At 64.7% G+C, this 708-nt stretch carries 1 protein-coding gene; it reads left to right on the top strand.

Going from position 1 to position 708, the window contains the following annotated elements; translation table 11 throughout:
- Positions 1 to 14 precede the first annotated feature (14 nt).
- The coding region (locus tag QWY79_RS09135; RefSeq protein ID WP_290272029.1) for a TRAP transporter large permease subunit at positions 15 to 708 on the top strand (694 nt) is incomplete at its 3' end.

Genomic DNA, 708 nt, shown 5'->3' with positions numbered 1-708 from the left:
GAGGGCATGGCCTGATGGAAATCGCAGATGCCACGCTGTTGATGGTCGCGGCCATCTTCGCGCTTTTGGTCACCGGCCTGCCGCTGGCCTTCATTACCGGCCTGATCGCGCTGGTCTTCACCTTCGGCTGGTTCGGCGGCAATGCCCTGCCGCTGGTCACCAGCCGGGTCTATGGCTTCGTCACCGAATACTCGCTGGTGGCGGTGCCGATGTTCGTCTTGATGGCGTCATTGCTCGACCGATCGGGCATCGCCAAGGACCTGTTCAACGCCATGCGGGTCTTCGCCGGTCGCCTGCCCGGTGGCGTGGCCATTCAGACCATCATTGTGGCCTTCTTCCTGGCGGCCTTGTCGGGAATCATCGGCGGCGAGATCGTCCTGCTGGGCATTCTGGCACTGCCGCAGATGCTGCGTCTGGGCTATGACAAGCACCTGTCGATCGGCGTGGTGTGTGCCGGCGGGGCGCTCGGCACCATGATGCCGCCGTCCATCGTGCTGATCATCTATGGCCTGATCGCCAGCGTGTCGATCGCCGATCTCTTTACCGCGGCCATCACGCCGGCGGTGATCCTGATGCTGTCGTACATCGCCTATGTGCTGGTGCGCTGCCTGCGCAACCCGGCCATGGGGCCGCCGATGAGCGATGCCGACCGCGAGGAGGGCTTCGCCAATCGCTGGGAGGCGCTCAAGGCCATCGTCGTGCCGGGGC

Origin of the sequence: Halomonas sabkhae (assembly GCF_030409265.1) — a bacterium.
Taxonomy (GTDB): domain Bacteria; phylum Pseudomonadota; class Gammaproteobacteria; order Pseudomonadales; family Halomonadaceae; genus Halomonas; species Halomonas halmophila.
Note: the sequence above shows the minus strand (reverse complement) of the source record. Positions and strands in the feature narration are given on the sequence as shown.